The sequence below is a fragment of the Nocardia sputorum genome (assembly GCF_027924405.1).
Lineage (GTDB): Bacteria > Actinomycetota > Actinomycetes > Mycobacteriales > Mycobacteriaceae > Nocardia > Nocardia sputorum.
On the sequence record NZ_AP026978.1, the window covers coordinates 4,994,925 to 5,015,471 of the forward strand.

Sequence of the window (20,547 nt, forward strand, 5' to 3'; positions counted from 1 at the left end):
ACCGGCGAAACCGCTCGCGACCAGGCTCCTGGCCCACGGCTCGACAGCGGGCCACTCGTAGCCCGCTGCCGCTCCGATGACGATGTCCTTTTTCGCAGCCACGCCTTGGGCCCGCTCAGATCTGTTGCGGTGGCGGTGGCGCCACGGGGGGCGGAGCCGACGGCTGCGCCTGGCTCACGGTCGGTGGCGGTGCCGCCGCAGTCCCCAGATCGGCATTGCCGGTATCCAAACCGGTCGGATGCAGGTAGCCCGCGAAATTACCGTACTTTTCTTTCAGCGGAGGGTTATTGGGGTCGAGCGGAACGAGATGACCGCCGTCGAGGACGAACAGTTTGTTGTGCTCCTCGTCTCTGACGATCAGCGCGCTGTGCCGCTCCCACTGGAGGATGTCGCCCGTTTTCAGCTCGCCGGGACCGTTGACCACCGCGGGCGGATGATCCGCCGTCAACTCGCCCGCAGTTCCCTTGTACGCGGACATCGCGTCGAGGGCGACGTTCTGCACCTGCTTCTGCAAAGCTTCTGCTACCGGTGGGGACGCCTTCACATTCGTATTGTCGATGGGGACATCGACCGTAGTACCCGGCGTCGTCACCGCCGGCGGAGCACCCGCGTACACCGGGGCCGTCACGCCGGCAGGAGACGGTTGAGCAGTTTGTTGGGTGTTCGCGGCTTGTTGAGCGCGGTTCTGCTCCCGGGCTCGTTCTCGTTCCCGTTCCCGATCGCGTTCCTCACGCGAGTCCCGCTCGTCGTAGCCCCTGTCATCGGCCGGAACGCGCGGCTGCTGAGTCGCTTGACCGAGAGCGTTCATCAGCGCCATCTGCCCCATCAGATCGGACGCGTTGCTCCCGGTATTGGCGGCCGGTGTGGCATTGGCGGTGGGAGCGGTCGTCGCGGTCCCGGTCCCGGTCCCGGTGCCGGTCGGCATCGACGCGGTCACCACGGAACCGAGATCCGTGCTGGACGCGGTGTCACCGCTGCCGGTGCCCAAGGTCGGCTGGGTGCTGTCCACCGAACCGGTGGTGTCCGAATCCGACGTGAGCAGGTCGTCGTATGTGGAACTGAAATCCTGGCTCGTACTGACCGGCTGAGCGGTGGTGCCTGGCGACTGAGACGTCGTGGCTGGGGGGGTGTATGGCGGGGTGTACGGCTGGCCGGCGCTCGTGTGCTGGGTGGCCGAGCTGTGTGTGTCGCCCGACCCGGAACCCGAGCCAGAGGTCGAACCCGAACCTGAACCCGAACCCGAACCGGACCCGGAACCCGAGCCCGAACCGGAGCCCGAGCCCGACCCGGAACCCGAGCCGGACCCAGAACTCGAGCCGATCGGGAACGGAAGCTGCGCGGCCCTATCCGCGTACGCGATGACCTGGTCGGTGCAATGCTTCACCGCATCCCTGATCAGGCCGTAAAGCGGTGCTTCCTCCGCGACATTCTGGATGCCGTCCTCCGCGTACATCCGGCCTTGACCCGGGCCCTGCCCCTCGACACCGTCGTTGAGCTTGTCCCATATCTTGTCGTGGGTGTCCTGGATCTTGTTGTACATACTGCGGTAGTACGAGTAATTGGTGCGGGAAAGCTCCTCGGTCGTCTGCTCGAACTTGAGATCCCCACTCTGCCATTGGTCCGCGAGTCCGTTGAGATAAAAGACGGCAGAATTGTAGGCTTCTTCGGTGTAACCGGAACCGTGACCCCGATGTTCGAGTTGCTGAATGAAGGAGTCGGCCAGGTTGTCGTCGCGCCAGTTGTCGTCTTTGCCCTCTTTAGGGGAAATCAGAAATTTGGGCTTCTCCGGCTTCCCGTTGCCCATCTGAGCCATCAGATAGAGCAGCTGAGAATTGGCTACATCGATGAACGCCTTGAGTTCGGGGGAGACTTTACCCGGCGGCGTCCGGATTTCCAGCTTGAAATCAGATATCTTTTTGCCGTCGGTGATATCATTCTCATCGGCGTCCTGGCCGAGGAACTTTCGCTTGGCGACATCGGCAGGGAGCTCGTTGAACCAGACAATGTTGCCGTCCGCCGGGCGATTGCCGTCCCAGTTGTCACCGACTTTGTCTTTGACGGCGACCAGTTGTCCGTCGTTGGTCAGTACATATTGCCCGACCCCGTCGTCTTCGTCATCCCAGTCGTCAGTGGCCGCGCCACCTTCGTGCTTTTTATCGCCGGGCTCGGCAATCGCCGTGACTTCATCGTCATCTTTGTCGTGGAGTTCGAGCCGGGTTTCGCTGCCATCACCCCCCTGATCTTCGAATCTGATCTGGTTGGCGTCGCTGCCCTGTTCCCCATATCTATCTATGACATTGCCCGTGGGAACATGCTCGATGACCATCTCGCCGTCCCGCATGCCCATGCGGTATTGCTTGTTCGGGGAGTAGAGCCACTCACCCTCTTTGATTCTCTGTTCCCGATTGAGGATGCCACCCTCGATGTCACCCATCAGTTCCACCCCCGATCACACATGTGATTCCGAACTGCTCGTGAGCCGGGAACAGCCATTCCAAATCCTCCTACCCGAAATCTTCGACCCCTCGGCCTCAGATCTCCGGGTTCGTCCGCCGCACGCGTGCGCCGCCATCGATATCTGTCACCTCGAAGGTGTTCCCGGCGGTCGTCGAGTTGTCACCGGTCGCATTGCGCCCGTCGCCCACCTGCGTCCAGCCGATTCCCCGCTCGACGCCGTATTGGACGGCGAACAGCCGGTACGCGTTGGCTGCCTTGCCGTACTGCGCCTCGAACTGGGCCTCCCATTCGGGATCTCCCTCTGCCCGCGCATACGCGGGAGCGCTGGCGGCGCGGTTGGCATCACCCAACCTGCGCAGTTCCTGCGGATCCTGAACAAACTTCTCGACCATATCGACGACTCCATTCCCACCGGCTCCCCCCATTCTCGGGCATCCCCATCGCTGGGGACTGAGACTCCGAGGAATGGCCCGGACGCCGGCGAAGCCGTGCCAGTCCGGTTTCGCCGAGTTCGCGATCAGTGATCTCGAGCGAACTCGGTCTTCTCCATGAGGTTGTAATCCGCCTCGGTAGGCAGCTCCAACGAGTCGGCGAAATGGGGCAATCCGCCTTTGTACAGCAACTCGGCGCGGCGGCCTACGCGGGACTTCTGGCGGGCCAGCCGAGCGACGCGCAGAATCTCCTCGGCGAGCCAGCTGTCGGGATGGTCGAGCACTTCGTCAGCGAGGTGCAGACCGACGATCATGCCGCTGCGGTCGCAGGCCACACCGACGGAATAGTCCGGGTTGAACACCTCGTAGATCAGATTGCGCCAGTCGGGCGCGGCTTCCGCTCCCGCGGCGCCCGGCATATCGAGATCGGTCACGGCATCACTCCTGGGTATCGTCGACCGCACCGGCGAGTCAGGGCTGCGGCCACGGCACCTTCGGCAGGGCCGTTTCCTGGATGGCGATTTTGTGCTGCCGTAGGGCGTCGACCGTACTGTCCCGAATCGCCGCCATGATGTCGGCGGCGATCTCCTGTCCGCTCGCGGCGCCCGCGAGCGTCCCGGGCGCGATGTACAGATCGGTGAGCCTGCCCATCCCGTCCACTTCCGGGATCACCCGGGCGCTGGGCGAAGGCCGCCGGGCGCGGATACGGTCGATCCGTTCCAGCATGTCGTCAATGGTGTTCACCACATTCCGACCGGATTGCACCGCCGACACCGTTTCCGGATGCATATCACGGGGCCAGATGTCCGCCACGATCAGCCCTCCTCGGACAGGTGACGAACCATCTCCGCGGCAACAAGGCACGGGCCCCACACCGCTCGAACAAGCACGTCCGGCAGCGAAGCTGTCGGACGCGAACTCGGAACGGCACTCAGCTCTCTACGCATGCCACCTCCACCCGTGAATGTTACGGGGCCATTCTTCTCGGTCCCCCACACACTTCCCACAGCCGGGAAGTCTCGAGCGTGTCCGAAAAGCAGACGAGTCCACCTGCTCGCGACCGTCGAAGGGTCACAGAACAGGTGGACTCGCTGACTACTACCGACGAAGCCGGTAACGGCTTACACGTCGAAGTACAGCTCGAACTCGTACGGGTGCGGCCGCAGGTTCACCGGGGCGATCTCGCCTTCGCGCTTGAGGGTGATCCAGGTCTCGATCAGGTCCTCGGTGAAGACGTTGCCTTCGGTGAGGTAGTCGTGGTCCTGCTCGAGGCGGTCGATGACCGACGCCAGGCTGGTGGGGGCCTGCGGGATGTTCTTGGCCTCCTCCGGCGGGAGCTCGTAGAGGTCCTTGTCGACCGGAGCCAGCGGCTCGATCTTCTTCTTGATGCCGTCCAGGCCGGCCATCATCATGGCGGCGAAGGCCAGGTACGGGTTGCCCGAGGAGTCCGGCGCGCGGAACTCGAGGCGCTTGGCCTTCGGGTTGTTGCCGGTGACCGGGATGCGGACCGCGGCGGAGCGGTTGCGCTGCGAGTACACCAGGTTGATGGGGGCCTCGTAGCCGGGGACCAGGCGGTGGTAGGAGTTCACCGTCGGGTTGGTGAACGCCAGCAGCGACGGCGCGTGGTGCAGGATGCCGCCGATGTAGTGGCGCGCCAGGTCGGACAGGCCGCCGTAGCCGGCCTCGTCGTGGAACAGCGGCTTGCCGTCCTTCCACAGCGACTGGTGCACGTGCATGCCCGAGCCGTTGTCGCCGAACAGCGGCTTCGGCATGAAGGTGACGGTCTTGCCTTCCTGCCACGCGGTGTTCTTGACGATGTACTTGAACAGCTGCAGGTCATCGGCCGCGGCGAGCAGGGTGTTGAACTTGTAGTTGATCTCGGCCTGACCGGCGGTGCCGACCTCGTGGTGGCCGCGCTCCAGCTCGAAGCCGGAGTTCTGCAGGTTGGTCGAGATCTTGTCGCGCAGGTCGACGTAGTGGTCGTAGGGCGCGACGGGGAAGTAGCCGCCCTTGTTGCGGACCTTGTAGCCGCGGTTGCGGGTGCCGTCCGGGTTGAACTCCGCACCGGTGTTCCACGAACCGGAGACCGACTCGATCTCGTAGAACGCGCCGTTCATGGCCGAGTCGTAGCGGATCGAGTCGAAGATGTAGAACTCCGCCTCGGGGCCGAAGTACGCGGTGTCGGCGATGCCGGTGGAGCGCAGGTACTCCTCCGCCTTGCGCGCGACGTTACGCGGGTCGCGGCTGTAGGCCTCCCGGGTGAACGGGTCGTGCACGAAGAAGTTCAGGTTCAGCGTCTTGGCGGCGCGGAACGGGTCGACGCGCGCGGTGGAGAAGTCGGGCAGCAGCAGCATGTCCGACTCATCGATGGACTGGAACCCACGAACGGAGGAGCCGTCGAACGCTAGCCCTTCCTCGGCGAGGTCGGTGGTGAAGGCCTTCCCGGGGATCGAGAAGTGCTGCTGCACACCGGGCAGGTCGCTGAAGCGGATGTCGACGTACTCGATGTCCTCGTCAGCGATGTATTTGATGACCTCGTCGGCCGTGCTGAACGTCACTTGTTCTCCTTACGGATCGGTTCCCAGCCAGTGTCGCTTGCATGGGTTCGTCGCGACCAGACGCTATGGATGCCGTGTTTCCCTGCAGTCAAGGATGTGTTTCGCCGGTGTTACACGTGCGTCAGGCAGCGTGGTGCTGACCACCCGGACTCGAAATGCATGGTAGTCCTGCCCCCGCCACGGCGCTCGCCGACGCTGAACTGGCGCTTATGCGGTCCCGGCCGCCGGTTCGGCCGCGCCTATCCTGGGTGCATGGCACGCATCACCGGCTCCTGGCTCTCCGGACCCCCGGCCGACTCCGGCGGCCCGGCAACCTCCGAGTTCCCCGGTGCACAACTCGGCCTGCCGAAGACCGGAGCGGGCTCACTGGCCGGCATGGGCCGCCGCATCGCCGCCCTGTTCGTCGACTGGCTGATCGCGCTGGGCATCGCGGCGCTGATCACCCGAAGCGGGTCGGCGTCGAGCCTGACACTGCTGATCTGGTTCGTCATCGGCGTGGGCGCGGTCACACTGTTCGGCTTCACCCCGGGTCAGTACTTCCTGCGTCTGCGGACGGTGCGCATCGACGCCCCGGCGCCGGTCGGCTTCGTCCGCGCGCTGGCCAGACAGGTGCTACTGCTGTTCGTGGTGCCCGCGCTGTTCACCGACGCCGACGGCCGCGGAATGCACGACCGTGCGACCGGTACCGCGCTGGTGCGTTCACGCTGAGCCGCCTGCCATCGGCCACCGTGTCACCGCGTTAGGCTGCGCCGGTGTCGTCGCGTCCGGTGATGCTCGTCATCCGTTTCCTGCTCGAGCTCGTCGCGGTGGCTTCGTTCGGCGTCTTCGGCTGGCGGGCGTTCGGAGAGCCGTGGAATTTTCTCCTGATGGTGGCGCTGCCCGTCGTCGCGGCAGTCGCCTGGGGAACCTTCGCGGTGCCCGGCGACCCGAGCCGTGCCGGGCAGGCGAGGGTCGCCGTGTCCGGCTCCGCGCGCTTGGCGATCGAGCTCTCGGTGCTCGGCGGCGGGGCGCTCGCGCTGCAGTCGGCGGGGCTGCCGCACTGGGGTGTGGCGCTCGCCGTGCTGGTGATCGTCTATCACGTGCTCGCCTACGACCGGGTCGTCTGGCTGCTCACCCGTGATTCGGCGACGCGGCGTCGACCGTAGTCCGCCGGAGCAGTCGCAAGGCCCCTGCACGGATGGGCCCGCTCAGGTCAGCGGCGGCGGATGGTCCGCTGCACTCCGCGCATCTTGGCGCCGGCGGGCATCGGCCCCTTCGGGAGGGCGGGCCCGCTGCGCGCGCTGAGCGCGGAAAGCCGGCCTTCGATGAGGTCCATGCGCTTGGTGTCGATGTTGCGAGGCAGCTTGGTGAGGTAGCGCTGCAGGTCCTTGAGCGGTATCTGGCCTTCGTCGTTGCCGATGACGACGTCGTAGATCGGGGTGTCGCCGATCAGCCGGGCCGTGCGCTTCTTCTCTTGGGCGAGCAGCGACTTGACCCGTTGCGGGGCGCCTTCGGCGACCAGCACCACGCCGGGCAGGCCGATCACCCGGTGCACCGCGTCCAGCTGCGTGGTGGCGGCGACGCCGTTGCTCACCCGCCACTTGCCCTGAAGGTTGTCCAGCACCCAGGCTGCGGCGCCCGCCTGGCCCTCGGCCTTGCGGTAGACGCTCTTCTGCACCCGCCTGCCGAAGATGATGAACGCCGCCAGCGCGCCGAGCACCACGCCCAGCGGGACCAGGAACCAGGTCAGCCCGAAGATCAGGCCGATCACGACGAAGACGGCGGTGATGCCGACCAAGGCGCCGATCATCAGCGGCAGCAGCAGCTTGTCTTCCTTGCGCTGCATCTGGAACGCCTGCCACAGCTGCTTGCGGCGCTCTCTCGACTGCTGCTTGCGGGCCGCTTTCGCCGCGGCCTTCGCTTCCTTGGTGGGCTTACCTGCTGCCATGTCTCTCAGAATAGTGCCCAGGTAGTCGCGGCTCGCCGCCGGACAGCGGCCCGACGGGCTACCCCCGGCGCGCGATCGGACCGAGCACGGTGAGATCCAGGTCGCCGGACGCCTCGGTCCAGCCCATCGCCCGCAACTCGACCGGGGCCGCGACCCCGAGAGCGTCCCGCAAGCCGACGGCCACCGAGCGAGCGAACTCGAGCAGGCTGTTCGGCGCGATCGGCCAGAAGAGGGTCCTGGTCCAGTTGTCCACGTCGCGCCGCACGACGGGCTCGTGCCAGCCCAGTGCGCGCAACGCCTGCGCGGCGGTCTCCGGGATGGGGTCGGTCAGGTAATGATTCCCGGCCAGTTCGGCGGACAATTTGATGTCGTATTGGACAAATTGGACATAGCGATTTCCCGGGGCGGCGATGATCAGGGTCGCCCGGGAGGGCAGCTCCGCGAGACAGTGCGCCAGTGCTTGCACGAACCGTTCCCAGTCCGCGGTTTCCGGCTCGCTCATTCTTCCCCCGGGTATTCGCACTGGCCTGATCATACGCCGCGCCGCCGGGAACACCAGACGAAATTTGTTGCCTCGCCTACTGGTTCGCTCCGGTTCGCCGCCGTCGGCCGTTCCCCCTCGAAACTACGCCTGCCTGCGGCATCTCCATCGTGGGCCCGGCGTTCGACCGGATACCGCCGCGTCCGTTCACGATCGCGGACAGCGTCCGGGACCCGCGGGCGCGTCTTACCCACGACAGTCCGGAGAAGCCGCCGTAGAACCAGTGCGGAATGCACTGTGGAGATCGCAAGCGTTTCCCGTGGACGCCATTCCTTCACCTGCGGAAAACGCCGGCTCGGAAACGAAAAGGCAATTGCTGCCGCGCTTTCGCCACGTGGTCCTCGCACAGTCGTCTGTCCGGCCGACGTTGCGCGGAAGTACGGGATTCGCCCGGATCACCGGGTCCCGCTGCTCCGGGCACGTGCTGCGTGGGGTCTGCGGCGGGTGCGCGGTCGGTCGTTTCCGAGCTGCCGGTTCGGGCCGATATCTATCCGGCGATCGACTCGGCGACACAGCCGCAACCGTATCGAGCATGCCCGGCGCGGTCGCGACCGCGCCGGGAGCCGGGAGCCGGGAGCCGGGAGCCGGGAACGCATCCTTCAGACGAGCGCACCGCGCTGTTCAGCTCGCGGCCACCGGGCGGTGTTAGCTTCCCCGACGTGTGTGCGCGGTTGGTGGTGAGCGTCCATGACGTCGCACCGGCAAGTGCGGCGGAAACGGCGCGTTGGTGCGCCGACGCCGATCGGTTCGGCATCCCCGTCTCGCTGCTGGTGATTCCGGGGCCGTGGCGGGGCAGGCGGTTGTCCGACGAACCCGATTACGCCGCGTTCCTGCGGGAGCGCAGGCAGGCCGCTGACGACGTCCTGACGCACGGGTGGTCGCACCGGGCGGGGCCGGAGGGCGGGTGGCCGCGCCGGGCAGTAGGCCGTGCGGTAGCGCGCGGCGCGGCGGAGTTCGCCGCCTTGAACACGGGCGAGGCCACCGCCAAACTGCGTGCCGCCGCCGAGGTGATGGCCGGATCAGGTTTGCCCACGACCGGTTTCACTCCCCCCGGCTGGCTGGCCTCACCCGGCGCGAAGCAGGCGCTGCGCGCGGCGGGATTCACCTACACGACTTCGCATTTCGGCGCCGAGCACCTGGGCACCGGACGCCGGTATCGCGGATTCGCGCTGTCGCACCGGCCGGGCGGCGGCTGGTCCGAACGGTTCGGCGCGGCGATGCTGGAGACGGTGGCGCGGCGCACGGCCGAGCGCGGCGGGTTGGTCCGGCTGGCGCTGCACCCCGACGATCTGAGCAGGCCGGGTCTGCGCGACTCCACGCTGCGCGCCATCGATGCAGTACTGCGGACCGGCGCGCATGCGATCACCTACGGCGAGCTGGTCGGATCGGCGGTCGGCTAGTGCGGATCGTGCAGATCGCCAACTTCTACACCCCCGCCTCCGGTGGTTTGCGCACGTGTGTCGACGAGATCGGACGCGGCTATCGCGCGGCGGGTCACGACCGGGTCCTGGTGGTGCCCGGCCAGCGCGACGACGACGAGCACACCGCCTCCGGCCACCGGATCACTGTGCGCAGCCCGAAGTTCGGCGACGCCGGGTATCACGTGCTCACCGCCCGGAGCACCCGCCCCGTGCTCGACCGGTTGGCTCCGGACGTGCTCGAGTGCAGCGACAAACTCAGCGTGCGCTGGCTGGCGCCGTGGGCGCGCGGCGCGGGTGTCCCACTGGTGCTGTTCTCGCACGAACGGATCGACGCCATCCTGCGCTCGCGGGTGCCGCGCGGCTTCCCGCTCACCGCCGCGGCCGATCTGGCCAACCGGCGACTCTGGGTGCGTGCCGAGCAGGTCGTGGTCACCTCGCGTTTCGCCACGGCCGAGTTCGACCGCGTCGGCGCGCGCAACGTGCGCCGCGTGCCGCTCGGCGTCGACCTCGCGACCTTCCGTCCGTCCGCCGGGCAGCCGTCCGGCGACCGCTGCGGCGATCCGGTGCGACTGGTCCTGGTGAGCAGGCTGTCGCGGGAGAAACGCGCCGAACGGGCCATCGAGGCGATTCGGGTGCTGGTCGGCTCCGGCCTGCGCTGTGCGCTGTCGGTCATCGGGGACGGCCCGCTGCGTGCTCGACTCGAACATCAGGCGGCCGGGCTTCCGGTCGTCTTCCACGGCCACCTCACCGACCGGTCCGCGATGGCCGCGCTCGTCGCCGACGCCGACATCGCCGTGTTCCCCTCCCCTGCGGAGACTTTCGGCCTCGCCGTGCTGGAGGCCCTCGCCTGCGGGACCCCGGTCGTCGTTCCCACGGCGGGCGCCGCCCGCGAACTCGTCGGCGATCCCGGCTCCGGCGTCGTCTGCGACGGCACCCCGCGCGGCCTCGCCGACGGCGTCCGCGCACTGCTCACCCTGCCGGAGGCGCAGCGCCGCGCGGCCGCCCGCGCCGCCGCGGAACGCTTTCCGTGGTCGGCGACGATCGAGAGCATGCTCGCGCTCTATGCCGATTACGAGACCCCGGCTCGCTCCGCCTGACCACACCTAAGCGATCGCCGCCCGCGCCGGGGCCTGCTCGGAAAGATCCCGTTCGTCGTGCAGCGTCGGCGAATTCGCCAGCAACGCGACGCCCACGATCACGGCGGTGGCCGCGCAGGCCAGCACCGGCGGGCGCGGGTGGACGGTCGCGGTGAACAACGTCAGGCCGACCAGATAGCTGAGCACCGGGTCGGTGATCGTCATCGCCGTCAGCGCCGTGGGCAGCGAGCCGCGGGCGTACGCCTCCTGGGTCAGGATGCCGCCGACGACGGTCGAGACCGGAATGCCCAGCAGCGCCCAGCTCGGCTCCGGCAGCGCGCCCGTCGCCACCACGACCAGGACCGCCGTCGTGGCGAAACAGCAGCCCGCCGCCACCGCCACCAGCGCCGAGCGCAGTTGCGTCGAGCGGGCGAGCCGGGATGTGCCGAACAGCACGACGACCACGACGATGACACCGGCGCCCGCGGCGGGCAGCAGGTCGCCGTGCACCGCCGAATGCGCGGGAATCCCCTGCGCGACGAGCAGGATCAGCCCGGCGCACACCGCTGTGGTTCCGGCCCAGTCGCGCACCAGCAGCGCGCGCCTGCGCCGCAGCGCCGCGAACGGCAACGCGAACAGCAGTTGCACCACCAGCAACGCCTGCACCACCGCGATGGCCCCGAAACGCAGCGCGAGCGCGTGCACGACGAACCCGGCCACGTTCGCCGCCTGCCCGGCCAGCCAGCGACGGTCGGCGATCAAACGCCGAGCGATGGCGGCGAGTACCAGGAACCGTCCCTGCCCAAATTCGGTGGCGGCCTGCCGGGCGGCGCTTTGTTGCAGCGCCGCGGACACCGCGAACAGGAACGCGGCCAGTAACGCCAAGGCGATCGTCGCCATCGAGTCGACCGACCCGAAACCGTGTTCCGGCATGGCCTCGATGCTGACCCGCCCGGATGAACACCGGATGGCGTCGGCCCGGCTGCTGGACGACTACCCCGATTCCGGGGGCTGGACGACCGTCCGGGCACACTCGATAGTCCTATGGTGACCGACCGCGCCGTCCTGTCTCGTGCCCTGTGCGGCCTGCTGTTGCTGCTGGCCGCGTTCACCCCGGTGACCGCCGCCGCCGAACCGCTGCCGGTGCCCTACCAGTGGAAGCAAGCGTTCATCGACAGCGCGGACGGCACCCGCCTGCACGCGGACATCCTGCGCCCGGCCGGTCTCCCGGACGACGCCCGCACTCCTGTCGTCCTCACCGTCAGCCCGTATCGCGCGCACCTGGCGTACTTGAGCGAGCCGCGCCTGACCGGGGGACCGTCCACCGACAACCTCACCGCCGAACTCTTCCTGAACGCGGGCTACACCTACGTCGTCGTCGACCTGCGCGGGTTCGGCGGCTCCAACGGCTGCCCGGACTTCGGCGGCCCCGGCGAACGCGCGGACGTCGCCGCGGCCGTGGAGTGGGCGGCGAGCCGGCCGTGGTCCACCGGCAAGGTCGGATTGTTCGGCACCTCGTACGAAGCCTGGACCGGCCTGATGGGTCTGGCCGCCGCACCGAAGGGCCTCGCCGCGGTGGGCGCGTTCGAGCCGGTCGTCGATCCCTACTCCTACCTGTACATGCAGGGCGTCTCGTGGAAGTTCTCCGGCAAGCCGATCACCGAAAGCGGCGTGCGCCCCGCCGATTTCGCTGGGCTGGAGCACTTGCTCATCGCCTCGACCCCGCCCCGTCCTGAGGACTCCGGCGAATACCAGGCGAACGCGACGCAAATGCCGTGGCAGTGCTATCAGCGATACCTGTCCGAGATCGGCGACCACAACCCCGACACCGCGTTCTGGCGCGACCGCGACCTGGTCGCGCGACTGCGCGGCAGCACGATTCCAGTGTTCCTCGGCCAGGGTTTCGTCGACTACAACACCCGCGCCTACCGCGTGTTCGAGCTGTGGAACGGCCTCGGCCCCGGCGAGCACCGGGCCTGGTTCGGCCAGTGGGGACACCGCACCTGCCACGACAAATGCGGCACACCGCACTTCGACACCGAGTTGCTGGCGTTCTTCGACAAGCATGTCGCGGACCGTGCCGTGCAAGTGCCGGGACCGCGGATCACCGTCGGCCAGTTCGACGGCCGCTGGCGCGCGGAGACCGCCTGGCCGCCCGCCGACGCGCGGCGGGTCCCGGTCGAGCTGCGGACCGGCTCCTATACCGACCGCGGGCTGGTCCCCGGACCCGACCGTGAACTGTGGTCGGTCTCCGCGCCGCTGACCGTGGACCAGCACCTGTCCGGCATCCCGACCGCCACCCTCCGGCTGACCGGCCCGGCGAACGCGACGGTCGCGGTCGAGCTCTACGACATCGCCCCTGACTCGCGCGCGACCGTCATCACCCGAGGGATCGCACCGGTCGGCGACACCGCCGAGGTCCGGCTGCTCGCGCAGGACTGGCCGATCGCGGCAGGCCACCGGATCGGCGTGCGGGTCACCGACGTGGTCGACGACGTGTGGTCGCACTCCCCCGCCTTCGCCCCGGTGACGGTGACCTCCGCGCGCGTCGAGCTGCCGCTGCTGACCGGAACGCGTCGTCCCGAGCTCGCCGGTGGGCTCACCGAGGGCATCGTGAAGTGGCGAAACGAGAAGACGATCGCCCTCGACCCGAGCATGCTGAACAATGCAACGGTGCCCATGACTCTGCCCGACCGCACCGGTGACCGATGACGGAGCCGGTCGACGACCCGACCGCCGAACGCCTCGCCGCCGCGCTGCGATGCGCGACGGTGTCCACCGACGACCCGCGCGACGCCGACAGCGCGGCGTTCGAGCGCCTCGACGCGCATCTGCGGGCGTCCTTCCCGCGCGTGCACGCCGAACTCGAGCTGGAGCGGTTCGCGCACAGCAGGCTCTACCGCTGGCCCGGCGTCGAACCGGACCGGGTGGCCGCGATCCTGCTCGCGCACCAGGACGTGGTGCCGGTGGACGACGCTCAGCGCTGGACCCATCCGCCGTTCGCCGGAGTGGTCGACGACGAATTCATCTGGGGTCGCGGCGCGATCGATGACAAGAGCCGCGTGCTGGCCATCCTGGAGGCGACGGAGTCCGCGCTCGCCGCGGGCGTGCGGCCCCGGCACACCGTCTACCTGGCCTTCGGGCACGACGAGGAGGTCTTCGGCGGCGAGGGGGCCGAGCGCATGGCCGACCATCTGCGGCAGGCCGGCGTGCGGGCGGATCTGCTGCTGGACGAGGGCGGGGTGATCACCGCGGGCGTCGTCGACGGCGTGCGGCAGCCGGTGGCGACGATCATGCTCGGCGAGAAGGGCTACGCCACGGTCCGGTTGTCGGTTACCGAGGTCGGCGGGCATTCGTCCATGCCGGGCAAGCAGACGGCGGTCGGCCGGATCGCGCGGGCGGTGGCCCGCATCCAGGACCATCCGATGCCGCTGCGCCTGATCCCGGTGATCGCGGACATGCTGGACCGGGTGCGCGAGGTCATGCCGGCCCCGCGGCGGCGTCTGCTCGGTCTGGCGCGCGTCGCCGCACCGGTGGTCGCCCGGGTGATGGCGGCCCAGCCGCAGACCGAGGCCATGGTGCGCACCACCACGGCGCCGACGGTGATCCGCGGCGGCGTGCGGGCGAACGTGCTGCCCCAGCGGGCCGAGGCCATGGTGAACTTCCGCATCCTGCCCGGTGACACGGTTGCCTCGGTGCTGGCGCACTGCCGCAAGGTGGTCCGGGACAAGGGCATCCGGTTCGAGCTGATCGGCATGTCGTCGGAGCCGTCGCGGATCACCGGGCCCGGTCCCGCCTTCGACTTGATCGCGGGACTCGCGCGCGCCGTCGTCCCCGGCATCGCGGTGACCACCGGCATCGTGCCCGGCGCGACCGACTCCAGGCACTACGACGACCTGGCGGGCACCCGGTGCAATTTCGCGCCGATCGTGCTGGACGAACGCGACCTGGCCTCGATCCACGGAACCGACGAACGGCTGTCGCGGGTCAACTACGCTCGACTCATCGAGTTCAATCGGCGACTGATCCAGCATTTCGCGACGGTCGGCGCGCCATCGACGTCAGGAGCCGAGGCATGACGACCGAGCCGACGGCGGGCGACGCCACGCCCACCGAGCCGCCCGCGATCCGCACCGAATCCGGTGAGTTCGACGGTATCGGCAGCGGAGTCGCCTGGCGCGCGTGGCTGCCGGAGGGCTCAGCGCGGGGCGTGATCGTCCTGGTGCACGGCGTGGCCGAGCACTCCGGCCGCTACGCGCACGTCGGGCAGCGTCTGGTCGCCGCCGGTTTCGCGGTCTACGCGCTCGACCACATCGGGCACGGGAAGTCCGCGGGCGGCAAGGCCAACATCGGCTCCATGGCCGCCGCCGCCGACAACGTCGCCGCCATGCTCGCCATCGCGAGCCGGGAGCAGCCCGGCGTGCCGCGGTTCGTCGTCGCGCACTCGATGGGCAGCCTGATCACCCTGTATCTGGCCACCCGCGCGCCGATCGACGTGGCGGGCGTCGTGCTGTCCGCCCCGCCGCTGGACATCCCGGTGGGCAATCCGGTGCAGCGCATGCTCGCACCGGTGTTGAGCCGGTTCACCCCCAATCTGGGTGTGCTGAAGCTGGATTCGTCGCAGATCAGCCGCGATCCGGCGGTGGTCACGGCCTACGACAACGATCCGCTGGTCTACCGGGGCAAACTGCCCGCCCGCACCGGCGCCGAGATGCTGAGCGCGACGGATACCGTCAAGCAGCGGCTGGCGCGGCTCACCGTGCCGGTGCTGGTGCTGCACGGCACCGCCGACGCGATCGCCGCGCCGTCGAGTTCCGATCTCATCGAACGCGGCGCGGGGTCGGAGGACCTCACGGTGATCCGCTACGAGGGCCTTTACCACGAGGTGTTCAACGAGCCCGAGCAACAGAAGGTGCTCGACGATGTCGTCGGCTGGCTGGAAGCGCACCTTACCGAACAGTAGTATTCGTCCATGAGTACCACCGGATCCATCGCGTTCATCCGCGCCAGCTGGCACAGCTCGATCGTCGAGAAGGCGTACGAGGGCTTCCGCACCGAATACGCCGACCTCGGTTTCGATCCCGCCGGCATCGACGTCTACGAGGTGCCGGGCGCCTTCGAGATCCCGCTGCACGCCAAGCGCCTGGCGCATTCCGGCCGGTACGCGGCGATCGTCGCGTCGGCGCTGGTGGTGGACGGCGGCATCTACCGGCACGACTTCGTGGCGTCGGCGGTGATCGACGGGCTGATGCGGGTCCAGCTGGACACGGACGTGCCGGTGTTCTCGGTCGTGCTCACCCCGCACCACTTCCACGAGCACAGCGAGCACGTCACGTACTTCACCGAGCACTTCGTGACCAAGGGCGCCGAGGCGGCCCGCGCACTGGCGGGCACGCTCAGCTCGCTGCGGTCGCTGCCGGTGTAGCGCCTACCGGAACTTGGCCAGGCAGGCGCTCTCGCCGTCCAGCACGCCGGTGCGGAACGCCTCCAGCCGCTGGTAGCCGCTCGGCACGACCTTGCCGTTCACGTCGGCGGCCGCCGAGCCGTCGGCGAGCAGGCCGGAGACCGCCTCGTCCAGATCGCCCGCGGACAGGTGCGGATCGCTGCCCGGCTCGCTCAACTCGGTGGTCACCACGCCGCTGAGGCAGGCGGTGCGCAACCCGGCCGTTTCGGCTCCGGTCAGGGACAGCTTCCGATCCTGTTGCACCGCGAGCACATATCGCGACACGAAGACGACGAACGCGTTGTAATCACCGTCCACGACCGCCGACAGCGGGTCCTCGCCCGCCATCGGTCCGCCGCGGCGGGCCAGGGCGGGGACGTCGGTGCCGATCCGGTTCGCGCCCGGGCAGTAGGACACCGGCCGGGTGAGGGTGACGTCCGAGCAACCGCGGCCGACGCCGGAGTAATCGAACTGCGGCGGCCGCGTGACGGGGAAGATCTGCGCCAGCGCCTTGCTCAAACTGGTCAACGCGGCGGCATCCACCGGCAGCTGCGCCTGCTCCTCGCCGGGCTCGAAGGTGGTGGGGAGTTTGCCGCGGCGCTGGGCGATCTCCTTCCTGGTGATCTTCTTGCACCCGTCGGCGCCGTCGGTGTAGCCGATCTGCACCGCGGTCACCCGCTCGAAGGCCGACCCGTGCACGTTCTCCGGGTCGTTCGGGTCGCGGTCGCGCACGGCCACCGTCGCGCCGAGCACGGCGTTGAGCCCGTCGGTGGTGTTGAGTGTGAAGTGCGCCGAATCCCCCTCCGCCACATGACGCAGGAAGACACCGGCGAGGCAGTCGGCCTGCTGTTCCTGCACGAGCGGCGGAGTGAGCAGACCGGCGAGCTTGGCCTGGCCTTGGATGGCGTGCCCGTACTCGTGGGCGAGCACCATCACCACGGCCATCTCGCCGTACTTCTGCACCAGTTTCGGCAACAGGACGCCACGGTCCCAGCCGATGGTGTGGTCGCCGCCGCAGTAGGCGGCGTTGACCACTTGGTAGGTGTCGGACTTGCAGAACTTGACCGACTGCGTTCTGGGCGCCTTGGCGTCCCAGGAGATATACCTCGCGACCGGCTCGAGCGTGCCAGGGAAGTGCGCGGGGTACTCGGCGGCCCAGAAGTCCTGCACGTCGGCGATGGCGTTGAGCGCCAGCTTGTCGATGGCGCCGCCGTCGCCGTTCTCCGCTGTGAGCGGTGCGTCCGGCACGCCCTTGCGCGGGCCGTTCGGACCGGTGGCCGTCATCGATCCGGCCAGCTCCCAGGTGTCGGCGTGGGGCGAGACCTGCTGCGCCGCACGGTCGTTCGCTCCCGTGGCACAACCGGCGAGCACCGCGGTCACCACCGCGAGCACCGCCACCACACCGAATCGCTTGTTCTTCCGCATCGACCAGCCTCCCCGGTACCGCGTCTCGGGCCCGCCGAGCGCTCACATCGTAATCGCCACGAACGCGCTTCGCGCATCACGACGTTCGTCCTCCGGTCCACAAGGCGCGCAACCACTTGCGGACGGCGGCGATCCGGCCGAAGAGGCGTACGCCGACCTGGATGTGACACAGCGCTCGGTGGGTAGGGTCGCGGCACGGACCCGTCAGTGCAGGCGGATGCGGCAGATCAGCGCTCGGTGGTCGGAACCGGGAACGGAAAGGGTGCGCAGCTGTTCGGCGGTGGCGTCGGCCAAGAGGATGTGGTCGATGCCGATTACCGGGCCCCAGCGGCGGTCCTCGGGAAACGTGGGCAGCAGACCCGCCCCGGTCTGCTCGGCGGCCGAGGCGAAGCGGCCGCGCAGGAGATCGCGATACGCCGTGTGGTCGCGAGTCGCGTTGAAGTCGGCACCGACGATGGCGGGACCGTTGTGCGCGTCGAGGATTTCGCGGATCCTGCGCATCTCCGCCTGCCACGCGGGGAAGTCGAACGGCGGCGGGACCGGATGGAACGCGAAGACGGCGATCGGCCCTCGTTCCGGGTGATCCATTGTCGCGGAGACATTGTTCAGGATGAAGCCGTCGTATTTCCTGCTGTCCCGCAACGGGTACCTGCTGAAGATGCCGGTGCCGCCACCGCCGTCGCGGGTGGGTTCGGCGTAGTGATGCGGCAATTCGGCGAGCAGGCCCGCGCCCGCCAGGCGTTCGAGCGCCGCGCCGGTCAGCTCGTCGACCGTCAGCACGTCGACCCGGTGGTCCCGCACCGCGCGCACCACGGCGGCCGGATCGGCGCCGCCGAACAAGATATTCGACTGCATGACGGTCACCTCGGGACCGCTCGCGGCCCGGCTCTCCGGCACGAACGCGGGCACCAGCGTCCAGAGCACCGCCGCGGCGAGCACACCGGCCACGGCCGCACTGCGCCACCCGCGCGCGATCAGCAACAGCACCAGGCCGACGAGCGCCCCGATCATGAAGTACGACGCCCCCGACGCGAGCAGCACCAGCCCGCGCCGCTGCCACGCCCCGAAATGCAGCACGATCCCGAGGGCGCCCGCGGTTACTGCGCACCACCCCACACCGAGCAACGCCCGGTCCATCCATTTACGCATGCGGTCGAGCCTAGGCACCGTCTTCGAAGAGCCGGTGTAGCGCGGGTGTGGATTCCGTGTGCTCGAGCGAGATCCGCCGCACGTCTACACTGGCTCACTACTGCCGACGACGTGACGAGGTCGAGAATGTACGTCGAGGAATTCCGCGCGGAGGGGCCGCTCACAGCGGGGATCGCCGAAGATCTGGCCGTGATTCCGGGTGTGACCCGTTCGGCCATCACGATCAGCAGTAACGGGCGCAGCGTGCACGCGCCCGTCCTGCCGTGGTGCTGGGATGTCCTGCGGATCGACTCCGGCGACCTGGTCACCGTCACGACCGCGCACGGGCTCGGTGACGAAGACCGGCTGGCCATCCGCCGGTTCGTCGATCGCTTCCAAGCCTTGACCGGCGGGGCGACTCCGAGTCGCACACCCGGCGCCCGGAGTTCGGCAGGCAAGCGCGCGTTACGCGTGCTCGGCCGCAGCGGGAGAGCCGCTGTCCCGCGCGGATCGCGACCCTCCTGACGATCGCCTACCCGTCGATCGATCATTCGGAGGCGGTGGGATACCGGCGCAGCGCATCCGAACTCCCGGTCGACGACGGCGGTCCCCGGCCGACGCACACCGGACGAATCCTGACGCGTCCAACGCGTCACGGCGCGCACCGCCTCACCGCGTCCGATGCGTCACGGCGCGCAGCGCCTCATCAGTTCGCTCAGTCCCGCGGTGTCCGTCGTCAGCGACCCACCGGCGAATTCCAGGGTGGCGTGCGCTCTTTCGGCCGCCGCCGGATGACCGGCTCCACAGGCGTCGGTGACGACGATCGGCAGATAACCCAGGTCCAGGCTGTGCCGGACGGTCGGCTCGATGCCCACCTCCATGGCGATGCCCGCCACGGCGTAGGTGTCGATGCCGCAGTCGCGCAAGGCGAAATCCAGCGGGGTCGCCGCGAAGGCCGACATGGTGATCTTGTCGAACACCACCTCGTCCGGACCGGGCGTCAGCTCGGGCACCAGGTGGAACTGCGGCGAACCCTGCGGGAAGCTCGAGCGCACGTCCGCCGGGTCGGCCACCCGCTGCCAGGACATGGCGGTGCGCAACTGGGCCACGCCCGACGCCGCGACCGGCAGCGACATGTGCCGGGTGTAGAAGACCCGGAATCCGCCCGCCCGGGCGGCGTCACGCAGCCGCACGCACGCGCGCACGATCTCCTCGCCGCCGGGAATCTGCCGCACGATGCCGACCTGCATGTCGTAGATGAGCAGCGCCATCCGCGTGGGATCGCAGGCGTCCGGCACGGTCTGCGGGATGCTCAAGCCGAATGCGTGCCGCATGCTCACGCGGTCCGGTCGTAGGGCTCGGCGACGTCCACGGCCGGGTCCATCAACGCCTCCAGCGGCAAGGGAGCCTGCACGGGGACGAACGTCCAGTCCAGGTACCCGGCCTTGGTGAGCGGGAAGTCCGCGACGTACTTGCGGGCCTCCTCGACGCTGTCGACCTCGAAGACGATGACCACCCCGGGCTCGTCGGCGCGGGCGTAGTTCTCCCGGACGATGCCCGCCTTCCACAGCCGCCACACATTGGCGACTTCCTCGGGCAGATACGGGTTGATCGTCTCCAGGGTGACGCCGGGCTTGAATCGGTCGAAAACGATGACCTTCATAGAATTTCGCTCCATGTGCGCGTGTGGTTTCCGGTGAACGGCATCCATGGAATCGCGATGATTACAGTGTTACAAGAACGCACTTTTCGGTGAGTACTCGGAGGACAGGTGCCCGGCAAGCGCTACAACTGCGCGGTGGAGGTGACCGTCGACCTGATCGGCGGCAAGTGGAAGCCGGTGATCCTCGCCCACTTGAAGGAGGGGGTGCACCGCTACGGCGAGCTGCGCAGGCGGATGCCCGCGACCAGCGAGAAGATGCTGGTGCAGCAATTGCGCGAGCTGGAGGCCGACGGCCTGGTCCGGCGCACCGTCTACGACACGGTGCCGCCGCAGGTCGAATACACCCTCACCGACGAAGGCAGCACCCTGGTTCCCGTCCTCACCGCCCTCTACGACTGGGGCGAACAGCGCGCGGCCCGCGCCGGGCTCACGCTCGAGTCCTGAATCCGGCTGCCGGAGCCGCGCGGGAAGCGACCA

The 20,547-nt window shown here is 68.7% G+C and carries 22 protein-coding genes; 10 read left to right on the forward strand and 12 right to left on the reverse strand.

From position 1 onward, the window contains the following. Positions 1–115 precede the first annotated feature (115 nt). The 5 genes from QMG86_RS22555 to glnA form a co-directional block, all read right to left on the reverse strand. Entirely contained in the window at positions 116–2,434 is a 2,319-nt protein-coding gene (locus QMG86_RS22555) for a hypothetical protein (RefSeq protein ID WP_281874674.1), read from the reverse strand. Between the two features lie 97 nt (positions 2,435–2,531). Next, entirely contained in the window at positions 2,532–2,849 is a 318-nt protein-coding gene (locus QMG86_RS22560) for a hypothetical protein (RefSeq protein WP_281874675.1), read from the reverse strand. A 125-nt stretch (positions 2,850–2,974) separates the two neighbouring features. Beyond that, a complete protein-coding gene (locus QMG86_RS22565) occupies positions 2,975–3,322 on the reverse strand; it encodes a hypothetical protein (protein WP_281874676.1) in 348 nt (115 codons plus the stop codon). A 37-nt stretch (positions 3,323–3,359) separates the two neighbouring features. After that, complete coding sequence (locus tag QMG86_RS22570) at positions 3,360–3,635, reverse strand: hypothetical protein (RefSeq protein ID WP_281874677.1); 276 nt, start codon at positions 3,633–3,635, stop codon at positions 3,360–3,362. A gap of 374 nt (positions 3,636–4,009) precedes the next feature. Beyond that, entirely contained in the window at positions 4,010–5,446 is a 1,437-nt protein-coding gene (gene glnA / locus QMG86_RS22575) for a type I glutamate--ammonia ligase (protein WP_067800793.1), read from the reverse strand. 252 nt (positions 5,447–5,698) lie between these two features. On the opposite strand from glnA, the gene QMG86_RS22580 reads away from it, so the two are divergent. Next, positions 5,699–6,154, forward strand: a complete 456-nt coding sequence (locus QMG86_RS22580; protein ID WP_281874678.1) for an RDD family protein — start codon at positions 5,699–5,701, stop codon at positions 6,152–6,154. A gap of 44 nt (positions 6,155–6,198) precedes the next feature. Continuing rightward, a complete protein-coding gene (locus tag QMG86_RS22585; protein WP_281874679.1) occupies positions 6,199–6,591 on the forward strand; it encodes a YrdB family protein in 393 nt (130 codons plus the stop codon). A gap of 47 nt (positions 6,592–6,638) precedes the next feature. On the opposite strand, the gene QMG86_RS22590 is transcribed toward QMG86_RS22585, so the two are convergent. Together QMG86_RS22590 and QMG86_RS22595 are read right to left on the reverse strand one after the other, a co-directional pair. Beyond that, positions 6,639–7,373 carry a DUF4191 domain-containing protein gene (locus QMG86_RS22590; RefSeq protein WP_281874680.1) on the reverse strand — a complete coding sequence of 245 codons (735 nt, stop codon included), beginning with the start codon at positions 7,371–7,373 and terminating at the stop codon, positions 6,639–6,641. 58 nt (positions 7,374–7,431) lie between these two features. Beyond that, complete coding sequence (locus QMG86_RS22595; RefSeq protein WP_281874681.1) at positions 7,432–7,875, reverse strand: TY-Chap domain-containing protein; 444 nt, start codon at positions 7,873–7,875, stop codon at positions 7,432–7,434. A gap of 698 nt (positions 7,876–8,573) precedes the next feature. Between QMG86_RS22595 and QMG86_RS22600 the strand changes: the two genes are divergently transcribed. Both QMG86_RS22600 and QMG86_RS22605 read left to right on the forward strand, forming a co-directional pair. Continuing rightward, positions 8,574–9,314, forward strand: a complete 741-nt coding sequence (locus QMG86_RS22600; RefSeq protein WP_281874682.1) for a DUF2334 domain-containing protein — start codon at positions 8,574–8,576, stop codon at positions 9,312–9,314. Between the two features lie 8 nt (positions 9,315–9,322). Beyond that, entirely contained in the window at positions 9,323–10,432 is a 1,110-nt protein-coding gene (locus QMG86_RS22605; protein ID WP_281874683.1) for a glycosyltransferase, read from the forward strand. A gap of 6 nt (positions 10,433–10,438) precedes the next feature. On the opposite strand, the gene QMG86_RS22610 is transcribed toward QMG86_RS22605, so the two are convergent. Then, entirely contained in the window at positions 10,439–11,344 is a 906-nt protein-coding gene (locus tag QMG86_RS22610) for a DMT family transporter (protein WP_281874684.1), read from the reverse strand. Positions 11,345–11,455: 111 nt separating this feature from the next. On the opposite strand from QMG86_RS22610, the gene QMG86_RS22615 reads away from it, so the two are divergent. From QMG86_RS22615 to QMG86_RS22630, 4 genes are read left to right on the forward strand one after another with little or no spacing between them, the layout of a single operon-like run. Next, positions 11,456–13,123 carry a CocE/NonD family hydrolase gene (locus QMG86_RS22615; protein ID WP_281874685.1) on the forward strand — a complete coding sequence of 556 codons (1,668 nt, stop codon included), beginning with the start codon at positions 11,456–11,458 and terminating at the stop codon, positions 13,121–13,123. Further along, positions 13,120–14,490 carry a M20 family peptidase gene (locus QMG86_RS22620; RefSeq protein ID WP_281874686.1) on the forward strand — a complete coding sequence of 457 codons (1,371 nt, stop codon included), beginning with the start codon at positions 13,120–13,122 and terminating at the stop codon, positions 14,488–14,490. Before QMG86_RS22615 ends, QMG86_RS22620 begins: the two co-directional genes overlap by 4 nt. Beyond that, a complete protein-coding gene (locus QMG86_RS22625) occupies positions 14,487–15,374 on the forward strand; it encodes an alpha/beta hydrolase (protein WP_281874687.1) in 888 nt (295 codons plus the stop codon). Before QMG86_RS22620 ends, QMG86_RS22625 begins: the two co-directional genes overlap by 4 nt. A 9-nt stretch (positions 15,375–15,383) precedes the next feature. Continuing rightward, complete coding sequence (locus tag QMG86_RS22630; RefSeq protein ID WP_281874688.1) at positions 15,384–15,836, forward strand: 6,7-dimethyl-8-ribityllumazine synthase; 453 nt, start codon at positions 15,384–15,386, stop codon at positions 15,834–15,836. Between the two features lie 3 nt (positions 15,837–15,839). Here the strand turns inward: QMG86_RS22630 and QMG86_RS22635 are convergent, their stop codons facing one another. Together QMG86_RS22635 and QMG86_RS22640 are read right to left on the reverse strand one after the other, a co-directional pair. Further along, on the reverse strand, positions 15,840–17,279 hold the full coding sequence (locus tag QMG86_RS22635; RefSeq protein WP_281874689.1) for a neutral zinc metallopeptidase: 1,440 nt from the start codon (positions 17,277–17,279) through the stop codon (positions 15,840–15,842). A 204-nt stretch (positions 17,280–17,483) separates the two neighbouring features. Continuing rightward, complete coding sequence (locus QMG86_RS22640) at positions 17,484–18,428, reverse strand: endonuclease/exonuclease/phosphatase family protein (RefSeq protein WP_281874691.1); 945 nt, start codon at positions 18,426–18,428, stop codon at positions 17,484–17,486. A 111-nt stretch (positions 18,429–18,539) separates the two neighbouring features. Here QMG86_RS22640 and QMG86_RS22645 point away from each other — a divergent pair, with 111 nt between their 5' ends. After that, the gene (locus QMG86_RS22645; protein WP_281874692.1) at positions 18,540–18,932 is read left to right on the forward strand and encodes a hypothetical protein; all 393 of its coding nucleotides are present in this window, start codon (positions 18,540–18,542) and stop codon (positions 18,930–18,932) included. 161 nt (positions 18,933–19,093) lie between these two features. On the opposite strand, the gene QMG86_RS22650 is transcribed toward QMG86_RS22645, so the two are convergent. Both QMG86_RS22650 and QMG86_RS22655 read right to left on the reverse strand, forming a co-directional pair. Beyond that, the gene (locus QMG86_RS22650; RefSeq protein WP_281881087.1) at positions 19,094–19,741 is read right to left on the reverse strand and encodes a cysteine hydrolase family protein; all 648 of its coding nucleotides are present in this window, start codon (positions 19,739–19,741) and stop codon (positions 19,094–19,096) included. Between the two features lie 2 nt (positions 19,742–19,743). After that, entirely contained in the window at positions 19,744–20,070 is a 327-nt protein-coding gene (locus QMG86_RS22655; protein WP_063020336.1) for a YciI family protein, read from the reverse strand. A 108-nt stretch (positions 20,071–20,178) separates the two neighbouring features. Here QMG86_RS22655 and QMG86_RS22660 point away from each other — a divergent pair, with 108 nt between their 5' ends. Next, the gene (locus tag QMG86_RS22660; protein ID WP_281874693.1) at positions 20,179–20,514 is read left to right on the forward strand and encodes a winged helix-turn-helix transcriptional regulator; all 336 of its coding nucleotides are present in this window, start codon (positions 20,179–20,181) and stop codon (positions 20,512–20,514) included. Positions 20,515–20,547 lie beyond the last annotated feature (33 nt).